Origin of the sequence: Oscillochloris sp. ZM17-4 (assembly GCF_019599295.1) — a bacterium.
Classification (GTDB): Bacteria; Chloroflexota; Chloroflexia; order Chloroflexales; family Chloroflexaceae; genus Oscillochloris.
Genome location: NZ_JAIEWN010000161.1, coordinates 1 through 1,579, shown reverse-complemented (window position 1 = coordinate 1,579; position 1,579 = coordinate 1). Strand labels below are relative to the sequence as shown.

1 protein-coding gene and 1 pseudogene are annotated in these 1,579 nt (G+C 73.3%); one reads left to right on the top strand and one right to left on the bottom strand.

Annotated elements, in window-relative coordinates:
• The coding region (locus K2Z83_RS28375; protein ID WP_220598531.1) for a hypothetical protein at window positions 1–1,308 on the top strand (1,308 nt) is incomplete at its 5' end.
• A 2-nt stretch (window positions 1,309–1,310) separates the two neighbouring features.
• On the opposite strand, the pseudogene K2Z83_RS28370 reads toward K2Z83_RS28375, so the two are convergent.
• Window positions 1,311–1,579, bottom strand: a pseudogene (locus K2Z83_RS28370) (hypothetical protein); the annotation flags it as partial.

The window sequence follows — 1,579 nt, the reverse complement described above, 5'->3', positions numbered from 1 at the left end:
TTCTATGAGGGGCGGGGGCGCCCGCTGGCCGATCTGTGCGCCGCCGCGATCATGATGGCGGTCGCCCTGCTGAGCCATTACGACGCGATCTATGTGGCGCCCGCCCTCATCTGGCTGGTGCTCGCCGGAGGGCGGCGGCGCGGCTGGCGCGCCGGGCAGTGGGCCGCCCTGGCCGCGCCCGTCGGCGTGGGCGCAGGCCTGCTGGCCAGCTTCTACGTGCCCTTCGTGCTGCACCCGCACTTCTCCGAGGCGCTCGCACATATCGGCGAGCGCACCGGGCAGCAGGGCAGCCGCTGGGCGCTCTACAACAACCTGAGCGGCAGCTACGATCTGGCCATCTTCTATAACACGACGCCCGCAGTCATCATAGCGGCGGCCACCTTGGCGCTCACCCTCGCCGCAGCGCTCGTGAGCGCTGTGCGCCCGCGGCCCCTCGGCTGGCTCCTCGCCGGGTCGCTCCTCGTGGCCGTCGCCGACATCCTGCGCGGCCCGGAGGCATCGCTGCTTATGGGGCAGAGCGTGATCGCCGCCCTGGCCCTCGGCCTGCCCATCCTGGCCCTGGCCGTCAGCCCCGCCACGCCCGCAGCCCTGCGCGCGGCGCTGATCTGGTTCGGGGCAGCCTGCATCTCGGTGAGCTTTCTGCTCGACCAGCCCCGCACCCACATGCACGTCATGGACGTGCCGGCGGCCCTGATCCTCGGCTATGGAGTCGCCGCCGTGGGCAGATCGCGCCGGCGGGCCGCCGCCCTGCTCCGGCCGGCGCTCGGCCTGGCCGCAGCGGCGCTGGCGATCATCGCCGCGCCCTACGCCTACGCGCTCTTTGTCCGCCAGTCGCCCGAGTACCAGCGCGGCTTCCCGATGGCCGTGATCCCGGCCTACCCCGCCCTCAGCGGCGAGGTGCCCGCCGCCCCGATCGGCGGCAGCGGTCGCCTCGGCTACCCCGCGCAAGACGGGTGGAAGGTGATAGGCGAGCTCTACCGCACCGGCGTGCTCAGCGGCCCCTTCGCCAGCAACCAGTCCACCGAGGTGGCCAGCTGGTACACCCGGGGGCTGACCCGCTGCGGCGAGGAGCCGCGCTACTACATCATCGCGATGTCCCTGAGGAACCCGGCCATCCCAACGGGCTACACGCTCCTCGGGCTCGTCCAGGCCGACGGGCACAACCGACTGCTGATCTACAGCCGCCAGCCCGCCAGCGAGTCCCCGCAGATCTTCGACAGCGCGCAGTTCCTCGGCTCCTTCGACGCGCAGCCGCTCCCCCGCCTGCCGGATCCGGCGACCATCTGCGGGCAGCGCGCTACGACTTAGGTTTAGAGCCAGCGATCAACCTCATCGACGGCGGCGGCGGCGGCGGCGAGGAGCGCACCGCCGCCGAGGGCCGCCAGCGATGGCGCCGCCAGCTCCAGTGCGCGCAAGGACTCCTCCCTCCCGACCGTCGCGGCCCTGAGCGCGGCCCCCAGCGCCGACTCGGCGCCAGGCTGCCCTGCGGACACGAGGGCGTAGGCCAGCGCGATCCCGGCGCGCGCGCGGTCGGCGGGGCGCACGATCCGCGCGATCACCGCGCCGGCATCGTGGTAGC